Here is a 20,251-nt window from a genome sequence, read left to right on the forward strand (position 1 = left end):
TTATAGTCAGACTGGTTTCATTTCGAACTCAGGTTTTCAGGGAGAGGTATCCATGCTTGTGGTTCGTCCCATAACAATGACTGACTATAATGCGCTCTACCATTGTGCGATAGAATCGGGTTATGGTTTTACCTCATTACCTGTCAATGAAGCGTTGTTGTCTCATCGCATTGAACATTCAGAAGCAAGTTTTGCAAAGTCGGACATTCAGTCACCGACTGATGAAAGTTATCTGATGGTTGGGGTCGATAGTGACAGTGGTCGGATTGCTGGTACGACCGCAATTGAAGCTTACGTCGGCTGGGATACCCCGTCTTACTCTTATCATATCAGTACCATTCTTCATTCTTCCCGACGTTTGGGCGTCAACAAAATCGTGAAATTACTGACACTGGGGAATAACTATACCGGGTGTTCTGAACTCTGTACTCTATTTCTTTTGCCTGAATTTCGCGCCGGTCTTAACGGACGCTTGATGTCAAAATGCCGCTTTCTGATGCTGGCGGAACACCGGGAACGCTTTGCTCAGACAATTATTGCTGAAATGAGAGGGGTGTCTGATGAGCAGGGGAATTCTCCGTTCTGGCAATGGTTGCAGGAACATTTTTTTTCGATCGATTTTTCTTTGGCTGATTATTTGACCGGCTCGGGCCATAAAGGCTTTATCGCTGAACTGATGCCCAAATTACCGATTTATATCAACCTGCTCAGCCCTGAAGCTCAAGCCGTGATAGGGCAGGTGCACGACAAGACCAAACCGGCTTTAAAATTGTTGGAAGAGGAAGGTTTCACCTGTCGTAATTATGTCGATATTTTTGATGCGGGCCCGACGGTTGAATGTGATTTACGCCATATTGAATCGGTGAGGCATTCTGTCTCTGCAACGGTGAAAGTGGCGCAACATCAGAGCCAACAAAAAGTCATACTCAGTAATACTTCATTTGAATTTTTCCGGGCGACGATTGCCGAGGTCGATTTTCATCCGGAATCTGAGACTGTGATCATCACGCCTGAAGTTGCTCAGGCTCTGTTGATTCAGTCTGGTGATCGGGTCCGTTTTCTGATGATTCGTTAATCCGTTGAATCAGGAAACAAGGACGTGATGATAGCCCAAGATAATTGATAAAGAAGGAGGCGCTATGACGCCGAACTCACTGTTTGCCGCCTTATGGCAAGATTATACAACCAGACTTTGCCCATCAGCACAGCGGATTCACCAACTACTTCAGGATAAGAAGCCGCTGAATAATGATCATATTGCGTTACGAACATTTAATGTGTCACCCATAAACCTTGAGGTGATAGCTGCGCCTTTTGTACGACTGGGGTATGTGTCGAAAGGGCACTATCAATTTGAGCAAAAGAAATTAGCGGCGCAGCACTTTGAACATCCGGACTCTCAGTTACCGAAAGTCTTCATCAGTGAGTTAGAAGTTGAACGCTGCTCCGAATCGTTGCAAAAGATCGTGAGAAGTCTGGTTTCTCATGTCCGAGCCGAAATGGTTGCTGATGCTGATTTTCTTTATGGTGGGCGTTTATGGCCGATTTCACTCGAGCAGTATTATCTGTTGGCGGAGGAAAGTGAATACGCCGCTTGGGTGGCAGCACATGGTTATGGCGCCAACCATTTTACGGTGAGCGTCAATCAACTGGCTCGTTTTCATCAGGTTGCGGAGGTGAATGCTTATCTACACCAACAGGGATTTGTGATCAATTCATCCGGAGGCGAAGTGAAGGGCTCGCCCGAGTTATTTCTGGAACAGTCATCGACTATGGCGGACCGGGTTGTGGTTGAATTCGATGAAGCCGAGTTGTTAGTTCCCGGTGGTTTTTATGAATTCGCCAAACGGTATCCGATGGCAAATGGCATCTTATATCCCGGGTTTGTCGAAGCTTCAGCGGATAAGATCTTTGAGAGTACCAACGCGCAGTGATATGTCATGCGTTATTGTCGTAAATAAAAGAGCCATCACAAGGATGGCTCTTTTGTCGGCGCAAGCATAAAAATTATCTTGTACCGTAAACAACAATGGTTTTCCCGTGGGCTGAAATAAGGTTCTGCTCTTCGAGCATTTTCAAGATGCGGCCAACGGTTTCACGAGAACAGCCGACGATCTGGCCGATCTCCTGACGAGTAATTTTGATTTGCATACCGTCTGGATGCGTCATTGCATCGGGTTGTTTTGCCAGATTTAACAGCGTCTGTGCAATACGACCAGTCACATCCAGAAACGCCAGATCACCAACTTTTTGGCTAGTGACTTGCAGGCGGCTTGCCATTTGTCCTGCCAGACGCATCAGAATATCTGGGTTGACCTGAATTAACTGACGGAATTTTTTGAAGGAAATTTCTGCAACTTCGCAGGGAGATTTCGCTCTGACCCAAGCTGTCCGTTCTTGACCTTCTTCGAATAAACCAAGTTCACCGATGAAGTCACCCTGATTGAGATAAGAAAGGATCATTTCTTTTCCTTCTTCATCCTTGATCAGAACAGCAACAGATCCCTTCACGATGTAGTAAAGCGTTTCCGCTTTTTCGCCTGCATGAATCAGCGTACTCTTTGAAGGGTATTTATGTATGTGACAATGTGAAAGAAACCACTCTAATGTTGGATCGGTTTGAGGTTTACCTAGAACCATAATATCTCTCTTCCTCTGCAGGGTATGCTTGCTGCTTTCCATGTTTTCGCAAAGCTTTTGAACTGAACACGTTTAAACTACACATGTCTCGGAACTGAATACTTAGCATAAAAGCACTTGAGAAAGCCTGCAAGTTGTCTTCTGTTTCGGTATCAAATAGTATCCTTTTTCTTACACAATTTCTTGACTTTAATCGTGTCATGACCGTGATTTAGTACGCAAAAACGTGCGCATTATCACGGTATAGGAACTAAAGAGCCCAATTCGTGTCTAGCCAATTTTTCCCGTCTCGATCAACTGCTGGAGAATCGGACGGACAATCAACTCCATCGCAAAGCTCATTTTTCCGCCAGGAACAACAATTGTGTTATGACATGACATAAAAGAGCCATCAATCATTGCCAATAGATAAGGGAAATCAACTTTTTTGATGCCTAGTAAGCGGATGACGACAAAACTTTCATCCAGACTCGGAATCCCTTTTGCACTCAGCGGATTCGATGTATCGACGGTCGGAACTCGCTGAAAGTTAATGTGTGTCCGGGAAAATTGGGGCGTAATGTAATTTAAGTAATCATCCATGGAGCGAACGATCGAATCCATTACTGCTTCTCTGGAATGGCCTCGATCCCGGGTATCCCGGACATATTTTTGAATCCACTCCAGATTGACGATCGGCACCATGCCAATGAGAAAATCAACATGTTGGGACACATTGGTTTCACCGTCAACAACTCCGCCGTGAAGTCCTTCATAAAAGAGGACATTGGTATCATTGGGGAGATCTTGCCAAGGCGTAAATGTTCCCGGCATCTGATTATAGGGAACCGCTTCATCAAATGTATGCAGGTAACGGCGAATTTTTCCCGTGCCGGTACGGCCATATTCCCGGAAAAACTCCTCTAAAGCCGGAAAATCATTTGCTTGGGGGCCGAAATAGCTGATATGGCGGCCCTGTTCTCTGGCTTTACGGATTTCGACATCCATTTCCGGTCTGGTGAAGCGGTGGAAACTGTCCCCTTCAACCCAAGCCGGCTTAATCCGCATCATGTTAAACATTTTGCGAAAAGCCTCAGAAGTCGTTGTCGTTCCGGCTCCTGATGAGCCGGTTACTGCGATAATCGGATGTTTTGCTGACATGACATACCTTGTCTTATCATTCCTTGTCGTTCACTCAATCAATTTCTCGAAAGTGTTATCGAGAAATCGATTTCACTATATCACGGAAATTGGTGCTGTCACCGGACAATTCATGAATTAACGATATCTGTTTTGTTGAATATCAACAGATTCGTGAAGTTCGGAATAAACAATAACGGCTTCTCCGGACTGAATTTGTTGTTTGACCTGAGCGACTTTCTCTTCAAGCGAGATTTCATGCTCACCGTAGTCAGTTCCTTCCCGGAGAATAAACTCTCGGATCAGGTTATTGAGTGTGTCTGGTTCGAGCGTTTGCCAAGGAATAATCATAATGATGACCTTTTATACGATCACTCTGGGATGAATGAATAGCGTGTATCTTAACGGATTTTGCATGATGTTGCGCAATAATCATGATTTTACACGCAAATATCGAATAATGTTTGCGACGTGACTTAGGCAAAGCCCAAGAACACTGATCAGGTTGCTCAGTGTGCTCGGGCGTCGTTGGCGAAGAGACGGGGGATTGAATTTAAGGCTTGGGTGACTGTGCCCGATAGTAGTGGGGCAGCGCTTCTTCCAGCCAGAAGCGTGGTTTGGCAAGGGTGCCACTCAGAAAGCCGACATGTCCGCCATGGGGCATGAGCTGATAATCGATGACCTGAGGCAGCGGTGCTGTCGGAATGACGGCTTCGGTCATAAAGGGATCGTCTTGTGCGTGTAAAATCAGTGTTGGCAGACGAATTTGCCCCAGTTTTGAGATCGCCGAACAGCGTTGATAGTAGTCCTGTGCGTTTGCAAATCCGTGCAGGGGCGCGGTGATCAAATCATCGAATTGCTGCAATGTTTGTAATTGCCTGATTGACTGCTGTGAGAGGGGAATCGCTTGTCGCAGTGTCTCGAATTTACGATAAGCATTTTGCTTGAGCGAACGAAGCAGATATGTCTGATAGAGGCGTGAGAAGCCGCGATTAATCCGGTGCGAACTATCACTTAAATCAAATGGTGCGGAGATAATAGTCGCACTGTCAACAAGAGGCTCATCAGCAAACTCAGCCAGATAATTCGCCAGCATATTGCCGCCGAGTGAGACACCAGTCACCATCTTATAATTTGACGGGAAACGTTGCTGAATATGCATCAGAAAATGGCGTGGATCGCTGGTTTCGCCAGAATGATAAGCACGGGCTCGCCGGTTTGGTTGACCATCACATCCGCGGAAATGCATCATGACGCTTAACCAGCCTTGTTGCGCAAAAGCATGCATCAGTCCATTGGCATAAGGACTGTGAAAGCTTCCCTCCAGACCATGAAAAAGAATAAACAAAGGCTTTGTTTGCGCACTGGGGTGATTTGGGTCTTCACTCCAGGCCAGCGTCAACACATCATCATCTGGCGTTGTCAGAGTCTCCTTGTGTGGTGTAAATAAAGGATGGCGCCGGACCCATCTGGGCAACAAGGTCTGAATGTGTGGCGCTGCAGCGCCTGACGCTGGTTGAAACGGCATGATTGTGGCTTTGTTCATCGGTTGTATGGGGCTTTTCACCGCGCTGGTTTTCCTTATCTCTTAGTCGGTGTGGTTGAAAATGATGCTGGTTTCGCAAAAATTTTGGCAAGATGGTCGGCTGTCAGCGCATGGCAGTAGCGCTGGGTCATTAATTGTGAGTCGCCGGGCTGCAACTGGAGTTGATTAATACAATCCACCAAATCGGACTGTTGTTGCTTCTCGAGTTGCAGTTCAAATTGGAGTGATTCACGATAGAGTGTGTCTGGCAGATGAACTTTGAGTTTTCTGCGTAACTCTCGATAACTATTCAGCAGTCCTTCGGTTGTGCTGATACAGGTCATGACACGATGCCAGTCTTGTTGTCCGATACTGAGCTGCTGTTCATCAAGCCATTTCAGCAGCAAAAGTAAATTGACATTACCGTGGTAGTTGTTTTGGAGGCTGAGACAGGCTTCTTTGACTTCCCGGACACTGTAATATTGCAAACTGAATTGCCATAGCCGCTCCAGTGTCAGGGAAATCGGTGTCTGAATCATAAAATGTTGAACTCCTGTTCCATCTGTTCTAGGTGCTCTTGGTGCTCCATCCATTGGGACTCCAGTTCTTCAAGGTCAGATTTACTTTGAGCCTGAAGTGCCAGCACCTGAGTAAGTTTAGCTTTATTCTCTGCCTCATACAGAGAAGAATCGCCTAATTGTTGCTCTGCATCGCTGAGTGTTGCCTGTAATTTATCGATTTGTTGCTCTAATTGTGTCAGTTTCTTGCGAATTGGTGCGGTTTGCTGACGCAGCTCTGCTTCTTTCCGTTTTTGTTCTTTTTTCGCCGCTGCGCTGAACGGGCTGTCTTTCGTTGGCGTCTGCTCTTTCTTATCTTGTTTGGCCTGTTTTTGTTGATCCGTGAGCCAGCGATAGTAATCATTCAGGTCACCATCGAATGCTGCGACTTTTGCATCATGAACCAGATAGAAGTCATCGGTGGTTGCCCGAAGCAGATAACGGTCGTGACTGACAATCACCATTGCCCCCTCGTAAGTCTGCAAAGCGAGTGTGAGTGCCTGACGCATATCGAGGTCAAGGTGGTTGGTCGGTTCGTCCAGTAATAGTAAGTTTGGTTTTTGCCAGACAATCAGCGCCAGCACCAGTCGGGCTTTTTCGCCACCGGAGAACGGGGCGACTTTTTCGAGGGCTTTATCGCCTTGAAAGCCAAAACTACCGAGATAATCTCTTAACTGCTGTTCCGTATGATTGGGGGCGATTTGCATTAAGTGTTGTAACGGTGTCTCTTCAGGATGAAGTGTTTCCAACTGATGCTGAGCAAAATAGCCGATTTTGACACCTTGAGAATAGGTGAGATGACCACTTTGAGGTTGGAGATCACCGGAAAGTAATTTAATGAGTGTTGATTTACCGGCACCATTACGACCCAGTAAACCAATGCGGCTACCGGGGACCAGGTTCAATTTGATTTGTTTGAGAATCGCGACGTTATCATATCCGGCAGCGACTTCATCCATCATCAGAATCGGGTTCGGCAGGGCTGCCGGTTCTCTGAATTCAAAGCTAAATGGATTATCTAACTGCGCGGGCAGCACTTTTTCCATCCGTTCCAGCGCTTTAATCCGACTCTGGGCTTGTCGGGCTTTAGACGCTTTGTAGCGGAAGCGATCGATATAGCTTTGCATATGCGAAATTTGCTTTTGCTGTTTCTGATACATCGCCTGCTGCAACACCAGTTTCTCCGCTCTCTGATTCTCAAATGACGAATAGTTACCGGTGTATTCGTTGAGTTGTTGATTCTCGATATGAATAATTTTACCGACAATCGGGTCAAGGAAATCCCGGTCATGTGAAATGAGAATCAATGTGCCCGGATAACTTTGTAACCAACGTTCCAGCCACATAACCGCGTCTAAATCCAAGTGGTTGGTTGGCTCATCGAGCAGCAATAGGTCAGAGCGGCATAATAGAGCCTGAGCCAGATTCAGGCGCATCCGCCAGCCACCGGAAAATTGGGTCAGATGCCATTGCATCTGCTCTTGACTGAATCCAAGTCCGTCGAGTAATTCAGATGCCCGGGCGCGAATACTGTAACCGCCGATAGTTTCAATGTGACCGTGCAGTTCTGCGACCCGAGTGCCTTCTTCGCGTTGTTCCGCCTGTAGTAACTGTTTTTCCAGTAAACGATATTCACGATCCCCATCAATCACGTATTCAATTGCGCTCCGCTCAAGTGCCGGTGTTTCTTGTGCGACCCAGGCTAGCTCCCATTGCGCTGGCATATTGAAAGCGCCGGCATCAACACTGAGCTCATCTTTGAGTAATGCAAAGAGGGTTGATTTCCCACAGCCGTTTTTTCCGACCAGACCCACTTTATCGCCCGGATGAATGGTCGCTGAGGCTTGTTCTAGAAGCGGCTTTCCGCCACGCAATAACTGAATATCAGAAAAAGTAATCATAAAAATGTATCAGGTTGAAAACAAACTGCCCGAAATAGTAGGTGGATTGATGACAAATGTCGATGATTAGCCGCGTGTGGCGGTTGGTTATTCGGATGTGTCCGCTGGTTTAGCAGACTAATTTGCCAGTCGGTTCCGTTTGTGTTGACTACGATTTGAATAGATATCGTCCGAAGATCAAAATAATTATGACAGAAATTTCGCGGAATGTTGCTACGGGGTGACTACAATGCGTTATGATTCAGATAAATAGATAGCGGAGTGAAGAGAGTTATGTCAGATACGGTTTTGCATACCGCCGAATGTCCCAAAGTGTTGGTGATCTTTGCTCATCCGGAGCCTCAGAGTTCCATTGTGAATCAGATCTTGATTGACGCGATCAAATCGCTTGAAAATGTCACCATCCATGATCTTTATGCCAAGTACCCTGATTTTTTTATTGATGTCGATGCAGAACAAAATTTGTTGATGACGCATGATGTCATCGTTTTTCAACATCCTCTTTATATGTACTCTTGTCCTGCATTGCTCAAAGAATGGCTGGATCGGGTCTTATGCAAAGATTTTGCTTTCGGCTCTCAGTGTGCATTGGCAGGTAAAGTCTGGCGTAGTGTGATTACGACCGGGGGCAAGAAAACTGCTTTTGGCGATAAAGGGTATAACAAATATCCGTTGGACGAAATTCTGCAACCGTTTGAGCTGGTTGCCTCTCTTTGCCGTATGACATGGTGTGACCCCTTGATTTTGTATTGGTCACGCAATGTTACTGAAACGGAAAGACGCAAGCATGCTGAGTCTTACCGGCAGTGGTTGAGTGATCCCGAGATAACAGAGACTCACAATGCAGAGGAGCAATAAATGGCCGCATTGACGAATGATTTTTTACAAAGTGGCGCTGTATTTTTGACTGCGGCTGCGATTGCTGTACCCGTCGCTCAGCGTGCCGGATTAGGGTCGGTGCTCGGATATTTATTGGCTGGTGTTGCGATTGGTCCGTGGGGGTTGGGATTAATCAGTGATGTTGAAGCGATCTTGCATTTTGCCGAATTCGGCGTCGTTTTATTGCTGTTTGTGATTGGGCTGGAGCTAAATCCGCGCAAGCTTTGGCAGATGAAATCACCGATTCTGGGACTTGGCGGGGCTCAGGTTGTTGTGACCAGTGCGGTGTTAGCCGGTCTCATTCATCTCTTTGTCGGCAACTGGCAGGTCAGTCTGGTGATGGGGATGGGGCTTGCACTTTCCTCGACTGCGATCGCCTTGCGAGTCATAGAAGAGCAGGAGTTGGAGCGCAGTGAAACCGGGCAGTCCGGCTTTGCGGTCTTGTTATTTCAGGATATTGCTGTGATCCCCATGTTAGCGATTTTACCCGTGTTAGCGGGAAACTCAGCTGGTGACTGGATTGATGCGCTCTGGATGCTCTGTGGCATCGTCGGGTTGCTGGTCGGCGGTCACTTTTTGTTGAGTCCCTTGTTTCGTTATATCGTCATGAGTGGTGTCCGAGAGTTATTCACGGTTGCCGCTTTATTATTAGTGATTGGGATTGCGCTGCTGATGCAATCGTTAGGGCTATCCATGGCGCTTGGGACGTTTCTGGCGGGTGTATTGTTGGCCGAAAGTGAATTCCGTCATGAACTCGAAGTATCTATTGAGCCATTTAAAGGGTTGTTGCTTGGGCTATTCTTTATTGCAATTGGTATGGCCGTCGACTTAGGGTTGCTGCTTAAAAGTCCATTACAGATTCTGGCAGCCGTTGCTTTACTGGTACTGATTAAAGGCGGGATTCTCTATTTGTTGGCTCGTTTGTTCGGCACTCGTGCTAAAGCGCGCAGTAGTATGGCGGCAATATTGAGTCAGGGCGGGGAGTTTGCGTTTGTCATCTTTACCGCAGCGCAGTCGGAAGGCTTACTACAATCCTCGCAAACCTCCTTTTTGCTGGTGGTGGTCAGTTTGTCCATGGTCACGACCCCGTTATTACTTAATATCCAGAAACGTTGGTTTGCCCGAGAGTTCAACGCTGTGGATGATTTAGCGGTTGATGTTGAAAATAATGATCCAAGAGTGATTATTGCCGGCTTCGGCCGATTCGGCCAGATTGTGGGGCGTTTGATGTTTGCCAATAAAATCAAAGTCACCATTCTTGAAAGTGATGCAAGTCAGATCAAGCTGCTGCGTAAATATGGCTATCAAGTCTTTTATGGGGATGCGACGAACCTGGAGTTACTCCGCTCTGCGGGCGCTGAAGATGCCGAAGCCATTGTGGTCTGTACCGATGACCCTGATGAGGTGATGGCAATTGTTGCATTATGTCAGCATCATTTTCCACAGCTGAAAATTTTAGCGCGGGCGCGGAGCCGGGTTGAGGCTTATCAATTGCTTAATCATGGCGTACCGCATTTCTCGCGAGAGACATTCTTAGGCGCGCTGGATTTAGGCAGACAAACATTGATTGAATTAGGGATGCATCCCTATCAGGCAAAACGAGCTGAATCACATTTTTGTCGTTTAGATAATGCGATGCTGAAAGAGCTGTTGCCAATGCATAATGAAGGCAAGCAGCTCTCCTTGCGTGCTAAAGAGACGCGACAAGAGCTGGAAGAAATATTTGGGCGTGAGATGGAGAAAGATCATCAAGCCCGAGATTTTTGGGAAAGAGAGCAGGATTAATTTGTGCGAATGAAGAAACGTTTTATCGCCGGAGCCAGTTGTCCGCAATGTCATACTGCCGATTCACTGCGCTGGTGGGAAGAGAATCATATTGAGCATGTTGAATGTGTAGAATGTGGTCATACCGAACAGAGAACGCCACGCTCCGTTGAGCAAAGTACCCATGCGGAAAATGCGATGATTGGCATTTTTAAACCGGATTAATTGAGGTTTACGAGAGACTTCTTCATAATATTGACCCATTCTCCAAGGATGACGAATCACTTGGACAGATGCAATACCGTCACAATCGGTGACAAAATACACTCGATGCCTTGGAGCGTTTATGAAAATTGAAAAGAATGTTGTGGTGAGTTTAGCGTATCAACTCAAATTAGAAGACGGAGTTGTCGCTGATCAGTCAACTGCTGATGCCCCGCTTGACTACCTGCATGGTCATCACAACCTGATTGTCGGACTAGAGCGTGAACTTGAAGGTAAAGTTGCAGGCGATAAATTTACAGCGACGATTGCTCCTGAAGATGCATACGGTCAATACAATGATGACTTGGTTCAGCGTGTTCCGGCCGATGTTTTTCATGGTGTTGATCAACTTGAAGCGGGCATGCGTTTTCTGGCAGAGACCGATCAGGGTCAAATCCCGGTTGAAATTACAGAAGTTGACGGCGATGAAGTCGTGGTTGATGGCAACCATATGCTTGCAGGTCAGACACTGACGTTCGATGTTGAGGTTGTTGCCGTGCGTGAAGCGACCGATGAAGAAATTGCTCACGGTCACATTCATCAAGGTGGCGGTAGCTGCGGACACGACCACGACCACGGTGAAGAAGGTTGCTGTGGTGGAAATGGCGGGTGTGGCTGCCATTAATTTTTGTCATTCCGTTTGACAGAATCTGCGTTTGACCGAATCTGAATGAAAACACCTGCCGCTTTGTGCAGGTGTTTTTTTATACTTTTAAGGATGTCGATATGAAAAAACCTTTTGCAATTGCAATCCACGGTGGTGCCGGTTCGATTTTACGCGCACGCATGACGGATGAAATGCAGCGCCATATAGAACAAGCCTTAGATCAAGCTGTCTCTCAAGGGCATCAGATACTTGCGCAAGGTGGCAGTGCGGTTGATGCGGTTGTCTGTGCTGTCAGCATTCTGGAAGATTCGCCGTATTTTAATGCCGGGAAAGGGTCTGTCCTAACCGCGAAAGAGATGGTTGAAATGGATGCGGCTGTTATGAATGGTGAACAGCGACAAGCGGGGGCCGTTGCTGGCGTTCGCCATATTAAAAATCCAGTGCAACTGGCAAAAGATGTGATGCAGCAGAGTGGTCATGTGATGCTCTTTGGGGAAGGGGCAGAAGAGTTTGCAGCACAGCTTGGTTATGACTATACCGAACAGGATTATTTCTTCACCGACAGACGTTATGAACAATTGTTAGCCGTCAAAGCTGAGAGGGCAACGGCGCTGTCTGAGTCCGACTATCCTGACGACCATCAATTTGGCACCGTCGGTGCTGTTGCATTGGATAACAATGGCAACCTTGCCGCAGCGACCAGCACTGGCGGGATGATGAACAAACAGTATGGCCGCGTCGGGGATTCGCCGATTATTGGTGCTGGCACCTATGCAGAAAACCATCATGTTGCTGTATCTGCCACCGGCATGGGAGAAGTTTTTATCCGCTGTGGTGTTGCCAGTGATATCGCAGCACGAATGCGTTATTTAAAGGAAGATGTTCATACCGCATGTACGGCCGTTATCCAAGGTGATCTAAAAAAACTCGGTGGCCATGGTGGTGTGATTGCCATTGACTCATCCGGAGAAATTCATTTTGGTATGAATTGTCCGGGAATGTATCGTAGTAGTATCGACATTCATGGTCGAAAACAGATTAGAATCGATGCGTATGAGGTGTAGTTCGGTATTTTACGCAAACGATTTCTTTTTGATTCAAAAATCGAACAAAAAGCATTTTTTTATGAATTTTTTATGCTTAAAAAATGACTGCATCATCCCAGGTTCGGTGGTAGAATCCATTTTTAACCAGCAATCAGATTTGGAAAGATGGGAAATAACGTTGTCGTACTAGGCACCCAATGGGGTGATGAAGGTAAAGGGAAAATTGTTGATCTGCTTACTGAAGATGCAAAGTATGTAGTCCGTTATCAAGGCGGTCACAATGCAGGTCATACTCTGGTCATTGATGGTGAGAAAACCGTTCTTCACTTGATTCCATCCGGTATTCTCCGCGAACACGTCAAATGCATTATCGGGAATGGTGTTGTGCTTTCACCGGATGCACTGTTAAAAGAAATGGGAGAGCTTGAAGCTCGAGGTATTCCAGTTCGCCAACGTCTTTTCATTTCTGAAGCTTGCCCGCTAATTTTACCGTACCATATTGCTCTTGATCAGGCGCGCGAAGCCGCTCGGGGAGCGAAAGCGATTGGTACAACCGGTCGGGGTATCGGCCCTGCTTATGAAGACAAAGTCGCACGTCGTGGTTTACGTGTCGGTGATTTGTTTGACCGGACTACTTTTGCTGCCAAACTTCAGGAAGTCATGGAGTATCATAACTTCCAGTTGGTCAATTTCTATAAAGCTGAGCCCGTCAGTTATGAGGCCGTTCTGGAACAGGCCATGGGTTATGCTGACGTATTAACCTCAATGGTTATCGATGTCACTGATGAACTGGATGCAGCACGTAAGCGCGGCGATAAAATTATGTTCGAAGGCGCGCAAGGGACACTGCTGGATATCGACCACGGGACTTATCCATACGTCACTTCGTCTAATACCACCGCTGGTGGTGTTGCTGCCGGTTCCGGTTTCGGTCCTTGTCATCTTGGATATATTCTCGGTATTGCTAAAGCGTATTGTACTCGTGTCGGTGCCGGTCCTTTCCCGACTGAATTGAATGACAATATTGGTGAGCATCTGGGTACCAAAGGTCAGGAGTTTGGCGCAACAACCGGACGGAAGCGGCGTTGTGGTTGGTTTGATGCCGTTGCAATGCGCCGTGCAATTCAAATCAACTCGATTACCGGCTTCTGTATGACTAAGCTCGATGTTTTAGATGGTTTGAAAGAAATCAAAATTTGTACCGGTTATCAAATGAAAGACGGTTCGATTGCAGAAGTTTCGCCAATGGCTGCCGATGCTTATGATTATGTCACACCGATTTATGAAACCATGCCAGGCTGGTCTGAGAGCACGTTCGGCGTTAAAAAGCTTGAAGATTTGCCTCAGGCTGCATTGAACTATGTTCAGCGCATTGAAGAATTAACCGGAGTACCTGTCGATATTATTTCCACAGGTCCGGATCGGAATGAAACGATTATTAAAGTTCATCCGTTCAGTGTTGCATAACCTAATATCACTTGATATCAGAGCCGGTCTTCAACGACCGGCTTTTTGCTTTTTGAGGGATTGTTATGTACATTTGTGTTGTATAAAAAATCAACAATAACTTTCTCCTAAAGTCATTTGTTCGTCTGCCGATACGGTATTTAAGCCCCGCTCAAAGTGGGTGATATGGTTAAGCGATCGTTCAAAAAAAGAGTATGTATATGAGGCTACTAAGTGTAGCAGCTTCGTTGTTAATGATGACGTTGAGCGTTTCAGTCAATGCTGCTGTCGCTGATGTCGGGCCGCCAGTCCAAATTTATTCCGAAGCTGATTTAATTCAACTAATCGAACAGAATAAACATCTGGAGCGAGTCAAGGCTGATAAATGTCAGCTGGTTGAAGATATCGTTGCCCGGGCTACGCGAATTAATTTACCCTCGTATGAATTTTTGTATGGCGATATGCTGGCATGGGGCGTGTGTGTCGATCAGGATGCAGAGCTGGGTTTATATTATATGGAAGCGGCAGCCAGTCAGGGATTACCGACAGCGCTTGAGCAGCTAGGTCGCTATTACGCTGAAGGGGTGCTGGTTCAGCAAGATCGTGAACGTGCGATTGTGTACCTGAGAGAAGCTGCCGGTATGGGCAATTTGAAAGCTCGTGTAAAACTGGCAGAATTGTTACTCAGGGATTATGGCAGCCCACTTGACTATGAAGATGCTTATCGCTGGCTCTATCATTCCGTGACAGCGGATACGCGCATGCACAAGCGTATTGCGATGTTGCGTCAGGGGTTGGAACAACGGATGCCTGAAAATATTATTGCCCGTGCAAAAATGAGAGAAACACTTTGGTAGCGCTGTATCGTGATGCGTTCGTTTCTGTTACAATTTATTGAAAACTTCCCTAGTTTAACCACCTGATTTTTGAAGAAATCACAACTTCCCGCTAATATATCTTCAATAAAGCAACATTCATGCTTTCTGAGTCGCTGTCTAAATAGGGTCGATTCAGGCAGTATTTTAAGAGATGACCTTCTTCCTTAGGACGACTTATGTCTGACACAATTCAAAACGATCCGTTTGCTGATCGTGAAGCAAATAACTACGACAACCCCATTCCCAGCCGTGAATTTATTTTAGAATTTCTGGCTCAGGCGAATGTTCCAATGAATCGCAATGATTTATTTGAGGTTTTACAACTTTCAGGAGAAGAGCAATACGAAGGTTTACGACGACGCCTGAGAGCCATGGAAAGAGATGGACAATTGGTGTTCACTCGTCGCCAATGCTATGCCTTGCCTGAAAAACTGGAAATGATCAAAGGCTATGTTATCGGACATAAAGATGGGTATGGTTGGCTCAGACCGGAAGGAACCCGGGGGAAAGAAGACGATATTGTACTGCCACACCATCAGATGAGAACGCTGATTCATGGCGACTACGTTCTGATTCAGCCCAATGGAACCGATAAAAGAGGCCGCAAAGAAGGGCGCTTGGTCAGAATCTTAGAGGAAAGAAACAGTCAGATTGTCGGGCGATTCTTCTTTGAGCACGGTTACTCTTATGTCGTTCCCGATGATTCTCGGATTAGTCATGATATTTTGATTCCCAATGAGTCGCGTGCCGGTGCACGGATGGGGAATGTCGTGGTGATCGAAGTTACCGATCGGGGGAGTCGTTCCCGCGGCATGATGGGACAAGTGGTCGAGGTACTGGGGGAAAATATGGCTCCGGGTATGGAGACACAGATTGCGATTCGAACGCATCAGATCCCACATGAGTGGCCGGAAGCTGTTGAACAACAGGTGAAGCAGTTTAGTGAGCAAGTGCCGGAAGAGGCGAAAATAGGTCGAGTCGATCTGAGAACATTGCCGTTGGTCACCATTGATGGTGAAGATGCCCGAGACTTTGACGATGCTGTGTATTGTGAAGCTAAAAAAGGTGGTGGCTGGCGTCTCTGGGTGGCGATTGCCGATGTGAGTTATTACGTCAGAACTGACTCTGCACTGGATAAAGAAGCAATTAATCGTGGTAATTCTGTTTACTTTCCGTCTCAGGTTGTCCCAATGCTGCCCGAAATTTTGTCAAACGGGCTTTGTTCTCTCAACCCTCAGGTCGACCGACTCTGCATGGTCTGTGAAATGACGATTTCAGCTACCGGTAAACTCTCGGGTTATAAGCATTATGAAGCCGTTATGAATTCCCATGCGCGACTGACTTATAACAAAGTCGCTGCGATTTTAGCCGGAGAAGAAGAGCTTCGTGAGCGTTACCAACCGTTAGTTCCCCATCTGGAAGAGTTACACCGGATGTATCAGGTTCTCAAAGGTGAGCGGGAAAATCGAGGTGCAATCGAGTTTGAAACGGTCGAGACGAAGTTTATTTTTAATGCGGAACGTAAAATCGATCGGATTGAACCCTTAGTCCGTAACGATGCCCATAAAATCATTGAAGAGTGTATGATTTTAGCGAATATCGCTTCTGCATCGTTGGTTGAAAAAATGAAAGAACCAGCCTTGTACCGTATTCATGAAACTCCGGGAGAAGAACGGCTGATGGGATTCCGGGATTTTCTCGGAGAGCTGGGGCTCAATTTGACCGGTGGGCTGGAACCTTCGCCGACGGATTATGCGCACTTAATGAAACAAGTCGGAAACCGACCTGATCATGAACTAATCCAGACCATGCTGCTCCGCTCGATGAAGCAAGCCGTATACAATCCTGATAATTGTGGTCACTTTGGTTTAGCGTTGAAGCGTTACGCCCACTTTACTTCCCCGATTCGACGTTATCCCGATCTCCTGTTACATCGTGCGATTAAATATCTGATTGCTAAACAGCAAGGGACGAATCAAGATCGCTGGACGCCAACAGGCGGTTATCACTACTCATTCGATGAAATGGATTATTACGGTGAGCAGTGTTCAATGACAGAGCGTCGTGCTGATGATGCAACACGGGAAGTCTCTGATTGGTTGAAGTGTGAATATATGCAAGATCATGTCGGTGAAGTATTAGACGGCGTGATTGCCAATGTCACTGGGTTTGGATTTTTTGTCCGCCTGACTGAACTACATATTGATGGTTTAGTGCATATTTCCAGCTTGGCCAATGACTATTATCAGTATGATCCGATTGGTCAACGTTTAGTTGGTGAAAGCTTTGGTCTGATTTATCGTCTGGGTGATGCTGTGAAAGTGAAAGTTCAGGCCGTAAATCTGGATGAACGTCATATTGACTTTGAATTAGTCGAGACAAGTCGTAAGCTACGCGGTGAAGGGAAAACGGCCAAGAAACGTGACGCAGAAGCAAAGCAAGGCAAGAAAAGAACCTCCCGTCGTCAGGGGAAAGCAACACCAGCGATTGAACCGGTGAAAAATCCTAACGGTGGGGATGACCCGAATAAGAAAACGGCTAAGAAAAAAAGCAAGGCTGAGAAAGTCCGTAAGAAAAAATCACGTCAACGCAAAGCGAAATCAGCCAAAACTGGTAAATGATAGGTAACAAATGAGTAATGAATTTATATATGGCATTCATGCGGTGAGTGCTGTATTAGAGAAAGCCCCGGATCGCCTGATTGAAGTCTTTGTTTTAAAAGATCGGCAAGATAAGCGCCTTCTTCCTATGTTAAATGAGCTGAATAGACTCGGGATTTCGATTCAGCAGATGAGTCGTCAGGCTCTGGATAAAAAATCTCAAGGTGAGAGCCACCAAGGCATGATGGCAAGAGTGAAACCTGCCAAAGCGTTAAATGAGCATGACTTGGAAACGATTTTAAGTACAGTTGAACAACCGTTATTGCTCGTCTTAGACGGGGTAACTGATCCGCATAATCTTGGTGCTTGTCTCCGAAATGCAGATGCTGCGGGGGTAGCGGCGGTGATTGTTCCGAAAGATAAATCAGCGCCATTGAATGCCACAGTAAGCAAAGTTGCCTGCGGTGCGGCTGAAACGGTGCCCCTGATTCGAGTAACGAATCTGGCCAGAACCATGAAAGCGTTACAGGAGCAAGGCATCTGGTTTGTCGGGACCGCCGGAGAAGCGACTCAGGATATCTTTCAGTCGAAATTGACAGGTCCATTGGCCATTGTCATGGGTGCTGAAGGTGATGGCATGCGTCGCCTGACCAGAGAAACCTGTGATGCATTGGTTAAAATTCCGATGGCAGGGAGTGTTTCAAGTCTGAATGTATCAGTTGCTACCGGTATTTGTCTTTTTGAAGCAGTAAGGCAGCGTTTACCACAGTAATTTTCCTCTTCGACTGACTGGCTCTGGATAAGAGAACAGAGCCAGAATGTTCCTTCTGATGTTATTTCGATTATTTTTCCATCGCACCTTGCATGTGACCATTCTATCTGTATAATACCCCTCCACTGGTTAAGCCAGTTGTGAACCAATGAGCAGCAAGGAGCTGATACATCTTTTTGATTTATCAGGTAATGTATACTTAGCTTATGTTCGCAGTTAATATAAATTAGCTTAAAAATAAAGTTGATCTAAATTAGCTGACAATGTTCCCAATTGCGGAACTACGGTTTCACATGAATCAATCGACATTCTCCTACGATTAGTGGGTTTGAGTGGCGATATTGTTTGTGTAATTTTTTAATTTGGAGCTCTGTCTCATGCAGAACCAACGTATCCGAATCCGCCTAAAAGCTTTCGATTACAAATTAATCGATGCTTCTACTGCGGAAATCGTTGAAACAGCAAAGCGTACTGGCGCACAGGTTCGTGGTCCTATCCCACTGCCTACTCGTAAAGAGCGTTTCACTGTTCTTATCTCTCCACACGTCAACAAAGATGCTCGTGACCAGTACGAAATTCGTACTCACAAACGTCTAATCGACATCGTTGAGCCAACAGACAAAACTGTTGACGCTCTGATGCGTCTCGATCTAGCTGCTGGCGTTGATGTACAAATCAGCCTAGGTTAAGGGAGATTAGAATAATGATTGGTCTAGTCGGACGTAAAGTGGGTATGACCCGCGTGTTTACTGAAGAAGGCGTTTCTATCCCAGTTACAGTTGTTGAGGTTGAAGCGAACCGTGTTGCTCAAGTTAAAACACTTGAGTCTGATGGTTACACTGCAATCCAAGTAACTTCTGGTGCGAAAAAAGCCAACCGTGTATCTAAGCCAGAAGCTGGTCACTTTGCGAAAGCAGGTGTTGATGCTGGCCGCGGTCTTTGGGAATTCCGTTTAGAAAACGGAGAAGAGTTTTCAGTCGGTTCTGAATTGACTGTTGAACTTTTCAATGAAGTAAAAAAAGTAGACGTTACTGGTACATCGAAGGGTAAAGGTTTCCAAGGTGCTGTGAAGCGCTGGAATTTCCGTACTCAAGATATGACTCACGGTAACTCATTGTCGCATCGTGCTCCTGGTTCTATCGGTCAATGTCAGACTCCAGGCCGTGTATTCAAGGGCAAGAAAATGGCAGGTCACATGGGTGCTGAGCGTGTAACGACTCAAAACCTAGAGATCGTACGTGTTGACGCTGAGCGCAATCTGCTTCTGATTAAAGGTGCAGTCCCTGGTGCTATCGGTGGTGACGTGATCGTTAAACCAGCTGTTAAAGCATAACGTCTAGGAGTAAGTAATGGAATTGATGGTTAAAGGTGCTGACGCACTAACTGTTTCCGAAACTACTTTCGGACGTGAGTTCAACGAAGCTCTTGTACATCAGGTGGTTGTTGCGTATGCAGCAGGTGCTCGTCAAGGTACTCGTGCTCAAAAAACACGTTCAGAAGTTTCTGGCGGCGGCGCTAAACCATGGCGTCAAAAAGGTACTGGCCGTGCTCGTGCTGGTACAATCCGTAGCCCAATCTGGCGTACAGGTGGTGTTACTTTTGCTGCGAAACCACAAGATCACAGCCAAAAAGTAAACAAAAAAATGTACCGTGGCGCTATGAAGAGCATTCTTTCTGAGCTGGTTCGTCAAGAGCGTCTGATCGTTGTTGATGATTTCTCAGTTGAAGCTCCAAAAACTAAAGAACTGGTAGCTAAGCTTAAAGAACTTGAGCTTAACGATGTACTTATCGTTACTGGTGAAGTAGACGAGAATCTGTTCTTAGCTGCTCGTAACCTTTATAAAGTTGACGTACGTGATGCAGCGGGTATTGACCCTGTTAGCTTGATCGCGTTTGACAAGGTTCTTATGACTGCTTCTGCAGTTAAGCAAGTTGAGGAGATGCTGGCATGATTAGCGAAGAGCGTCTACTAAAAGTTCTGCGTGCTCCGCACATCTCTGAAAAAGCAACAATGGTTGCCGAGAAAGCAAACACTGTTGTTTTCAAAGTAGCGAAAGATGCAACGAAAAAAGAGATTAAAGCAGCCGTAGAAAAGCTATTTGAAGTTGAAGTTGAATCTGTAAATACCCTGATTACTAAGGGTAAGACTAAGCGTCAAGGTATGCGCCAAGGCCGTCGTAGCGATGTGAAAAAAGCGTATGTAACTTTGAAAGAAGGTCAGGATCTTGACTTTGTTGGCGGCGCGGAATAACA

At 46.2% G+C, this 20,251-nt stretch carries 21 protein-coding genes; 15 read left to right on the forward strand and 6 right to left on the reverse strand.

The annotated features are described in order from the left end of the window. Nucleotides 1-52: 52 nt before the first annotated feature. Both astA and OCV37_RS01540 read left to right on the forward strand, forming a co-directional pair. Entirely contained in the window at nucleotides 53-1,075 is a 1,023-nt protein-coding gene (gene astA / locus OCV37_RS01535) for an arginine N-succinyltransferase (protein ID WP_038179157.1), read from the forward strand. Between the two features lie 64 nt (nucleotides 1,076-1,139). Next, nucleotides 1,140-1,934, forward strand: a complete 795-nt coding sequence (locus OCV37_RS01540) for a DUF1338 domain-containing protein (protein WP_038179155.1) — start codon at nucleotides 1,140-1,142, stop codon at nucleotides 1,932-1,934. Between the two features lie 73 nt (nucleotides 1,935-2,007). On the opposite strand, the gene crp is transcribed toward OCV37_RS01540, so the two are convergent. From crp to OCV37_RS01570, 6 genes are all read right to left on the reverse strand, one after another. Continuing rightward, entirely contained in the window at nucleotides 2,008-2,640 is a 633-nt protein-coding gene (gene crp / locus OCV37_RS01545; protein WP_038179153.1) for a cAMP-activated global transcriptional regulator CRP, read from the reverse strand. A gap of 270 nt (nucleotides 2,641-2,910) precedes the next feature. Beyond that, a complete protein-coding gene (locus OCV37_RS01550; protein ID WP_038179151.1) occupies nucleotides 2,911-3,780 on the reverse strand; it encodes a phosphoribulokinase in 870 nt (289 codons plus the stop codon). A gap of 117 nt (nucleotides 3,781-3,897) precedes the next feature. Continuing rightward, a complete protein-coding gene (locus OCV37_RS01555; RefSeq protein ID WP_038179149.1) occupies nucleotides 3,898-4,110 on the reverse strand; it encodes a YheU family protein in 213 nt (70 codons plus the stop codon). A 202-nt stretch (nucleotides 4,111-4,312) separates the two neighbouring features. After that, nucleotides 4,313-5,290, reverse strand: coding sequence for a hydrolase (locus tag OCV37_RS01560; protein ID WP_390902285.1), 978 nt, complete (start codon nucleotides 5,288-5,290; stop codon nucleotides 4,313-4,315). 50 nt (nucleotides 5,291-5,340) lie between these two features. Continuing rightward, nucleotides 5,341-5,823: a TIGR02444 family protein gene (locus OCV37_RS01565; protein ID WP_038179147.1), complete on the reverse strand. Its 483-nt coding sequence runs from the start codon at nucleotides 5,821-5,823 to the stop codon at nucleotides 5,341-5,343. Beyond that, the gene (locus tag OCV37_RS01570; protein WP_038179145.1) at nucleotides 5,820-7,742 is read right to left on the reverse strand and encodes an ABC transporter ATP-binding protein; all 1,923 of its coding nucleotides are present in this window, start codon (nucleotides 7,740-7,742) and stop codon (nucleotides 5,820-5,822) included. The genes OCV37_RS01565 and OCV37_RS01570 overlap by 4 nt, the downstream gene beginning before the upstream one ends. Nucleotides 7,743-8,015: 273 nt before the next feature. Here OCV37_RS01570 and kefG point away from each other — a divergent pair, with 273 nt between their 5' ends. The 13 genes from kefG (at nucleotide 8,016) to rplW (ending at nucleotide 20,249) form a co-directional block, all read left to right on the forward strand. After that, the gene (kefG, locus tag OCV37_RS01575; RefSeq protein ID WP_038179143.1) at nucleotides 8,016-8,600 is read left to right on the forward strand and encodes a glutathione-regulated potassium-efflux system ancillary protein KefG; all 585 of its coding nucleotides are present in this window, start codon (nucleotides 8,016-8,018) and stop codon (nucleotides 8,598-8,600) included. Further along, nucleotides 8,601-10,406 carry a glutathione-regulated potassium-efflux system protein KefB gene (kefB, locus tag OCV37_RS01580; RefSeq protein WP_038179141.1) on the forward strand — a complete coding sequence of 602 codons (1,806 nt, stop codon included), beginning with the start codon at nucleotides 8,601-8,603 and terminating at the stop codon, nucleotides 10,404-10,406. 3 nt (nucleotides 10,407-10,409) lie between these two features. Then, on the forward strand, nucleotides 10,410-10,610 hold the full coding sequence (locus OCV37_RS01585) for a YheV family putative zinc ribbon protein (protein WP_157634892.1): 201 nt from the start codon (nucleotides 10,410-10,412) through the stop codon (nucleotides 10,608-10,610). Nucleotides 10,611-10,731: 121 nt separating this feature from the next. Beyond that, nucleotides 10,732-11,274, forward strand: coding sequence for a peptidylprolyl isomerase (gene slyD / locus OCV37_RS01590; RefSeq protein WP_038179137.1), 543 nt, complete (start codon nucleotides 10,732-10,734; stop codon nucleotides 11,272-11,274). 101 nt (nucleotides 11,275-11,375) lie between these two features. After that, complete coding sequence (locus OCV37_RS01595; protein ID WP_038179135.1) at nucleotides 11,376-12,320, forward strand: isoaspartyl peptidase/L-asparaginase family protein; 945 nt, start codon at nucleotides 11,376-11,378, stop codon at nucleotides 12,318-12,320. A 147-nt stretch (nucleotides 12,321-12,467) separates the two neighbouring features. After that, entirely contained in the window at nucleotides 12,468-13,769 is a 1,302-nt protein-coding gene (locus OCV37_RS01600) for an adenylosuccinate synthase (RefSeq protein WP_038179133.1), read from the forward strand. A gap of 200 nt (nucleotides 13,770-13,969) precedes the next feature. Next, nucleotides 13,970-14,605 (forward strand): flagellar protein MotX, encoded by a 636-nt coding sequence (gene motX, locus OCV37_RS01605; protein WP_038179131.1) that lies wholly within the window; start codon nucleotides 13,970-13,972, stop codon nucleotides 14,603-14,605. 197 nt (nucleotides 14,606-14,802) lie between these two features. Next, complete coding sequence (rnr, locus tag OCV37_RS01610) at nucleotides 14,803-17,247, forward strand: ribonuclease R (RefSeq protein WP_038179128.1); 2,445 nt, start codon at nucleotides 14,803-14,805, stop codon at nucleotides 17,245-17,247. Between the two features lie 10 nt (nucleotides 17,248-17,257). Further along, on the forward strand, nucleotides 17,258-17,998 hold the full coding sequence (rlmB, locus tag OCV37_RS01615; protein WP_038179126.1) for a 23S rRNA (guanosine(2251)-2'-O)-methyltransferase RlmB: 741 nt from the start codon (nucleotides 17,258-17,260) through the stop codon (nucleotides 17,996-17,998). Between the two features lie 377 nt (nucleotides 17,999-18,375). Further along, nucleotides 18,376-18,687 (forward strand): 30S ribosomal protein S10, encoded by a 312-nt coding sequence (rpsJ, locus tag OCV37_RS01620; protein ID WP_001181007.1) that lies wholly within the window; start codon nucleotides 18,376-18,378, stop codon nucleotides 18,685-18,687. Nucleotides 18,688-18,701: 14 nt separating this feature from the next. After that, on the forward strand, nucleotides 18,702-19,331 hold the full coding sequence (rplC, locus tag OCV37_RS01625) for a 50S ribosomal protein L3 (protein ID WP_038179124.1): 630 nt from the start codon (nucleotides 18,702-18,704) through the stop codon (nucleotides 19,329-19,331). A 16-nt stretch (nucleotides 19,332-19,347) separates the two neighbouring features. Then, complete coding sequence (rplD, locus tag OCV37_RS01630) at nucleotides 19,348-19,950, forward strand: 50S ribosomal protein L4 (protein ID WP_038179121.1); 603 nt, start codon at nucleotides 19,348-19,350, stop codon at nucleotides 19,948-19,950. After that, nucleotides 19,947-20,249: a 50S ribosomal protein L23 gene (rplW, locus tag OCV37_RS01635; protein WP_021019645.1), complete on the forward strand. Its 303-nt coding sequence runs from the start codon at nucleotides 19,947-19,949 to the stop codon at nucleotides 20,247-20,249. The genes rplD and rplW overlap by 4 nt, the downstream gene beginning before the upstream one ends. Nucleotides 20,250-20,251 lie beyond the last annotated feature (2 nt).

Source organism: Vibrio rhizosphaerae (assembly GCF_024347095.1).
Taxonomy (GTDB): domain Bacteria; phylum Pseudomonadota; class Gammaproteobacteria; order Enterobacterales; family Vibrionaceae; genus Vibrio; species Vibrio rhizosphaerae.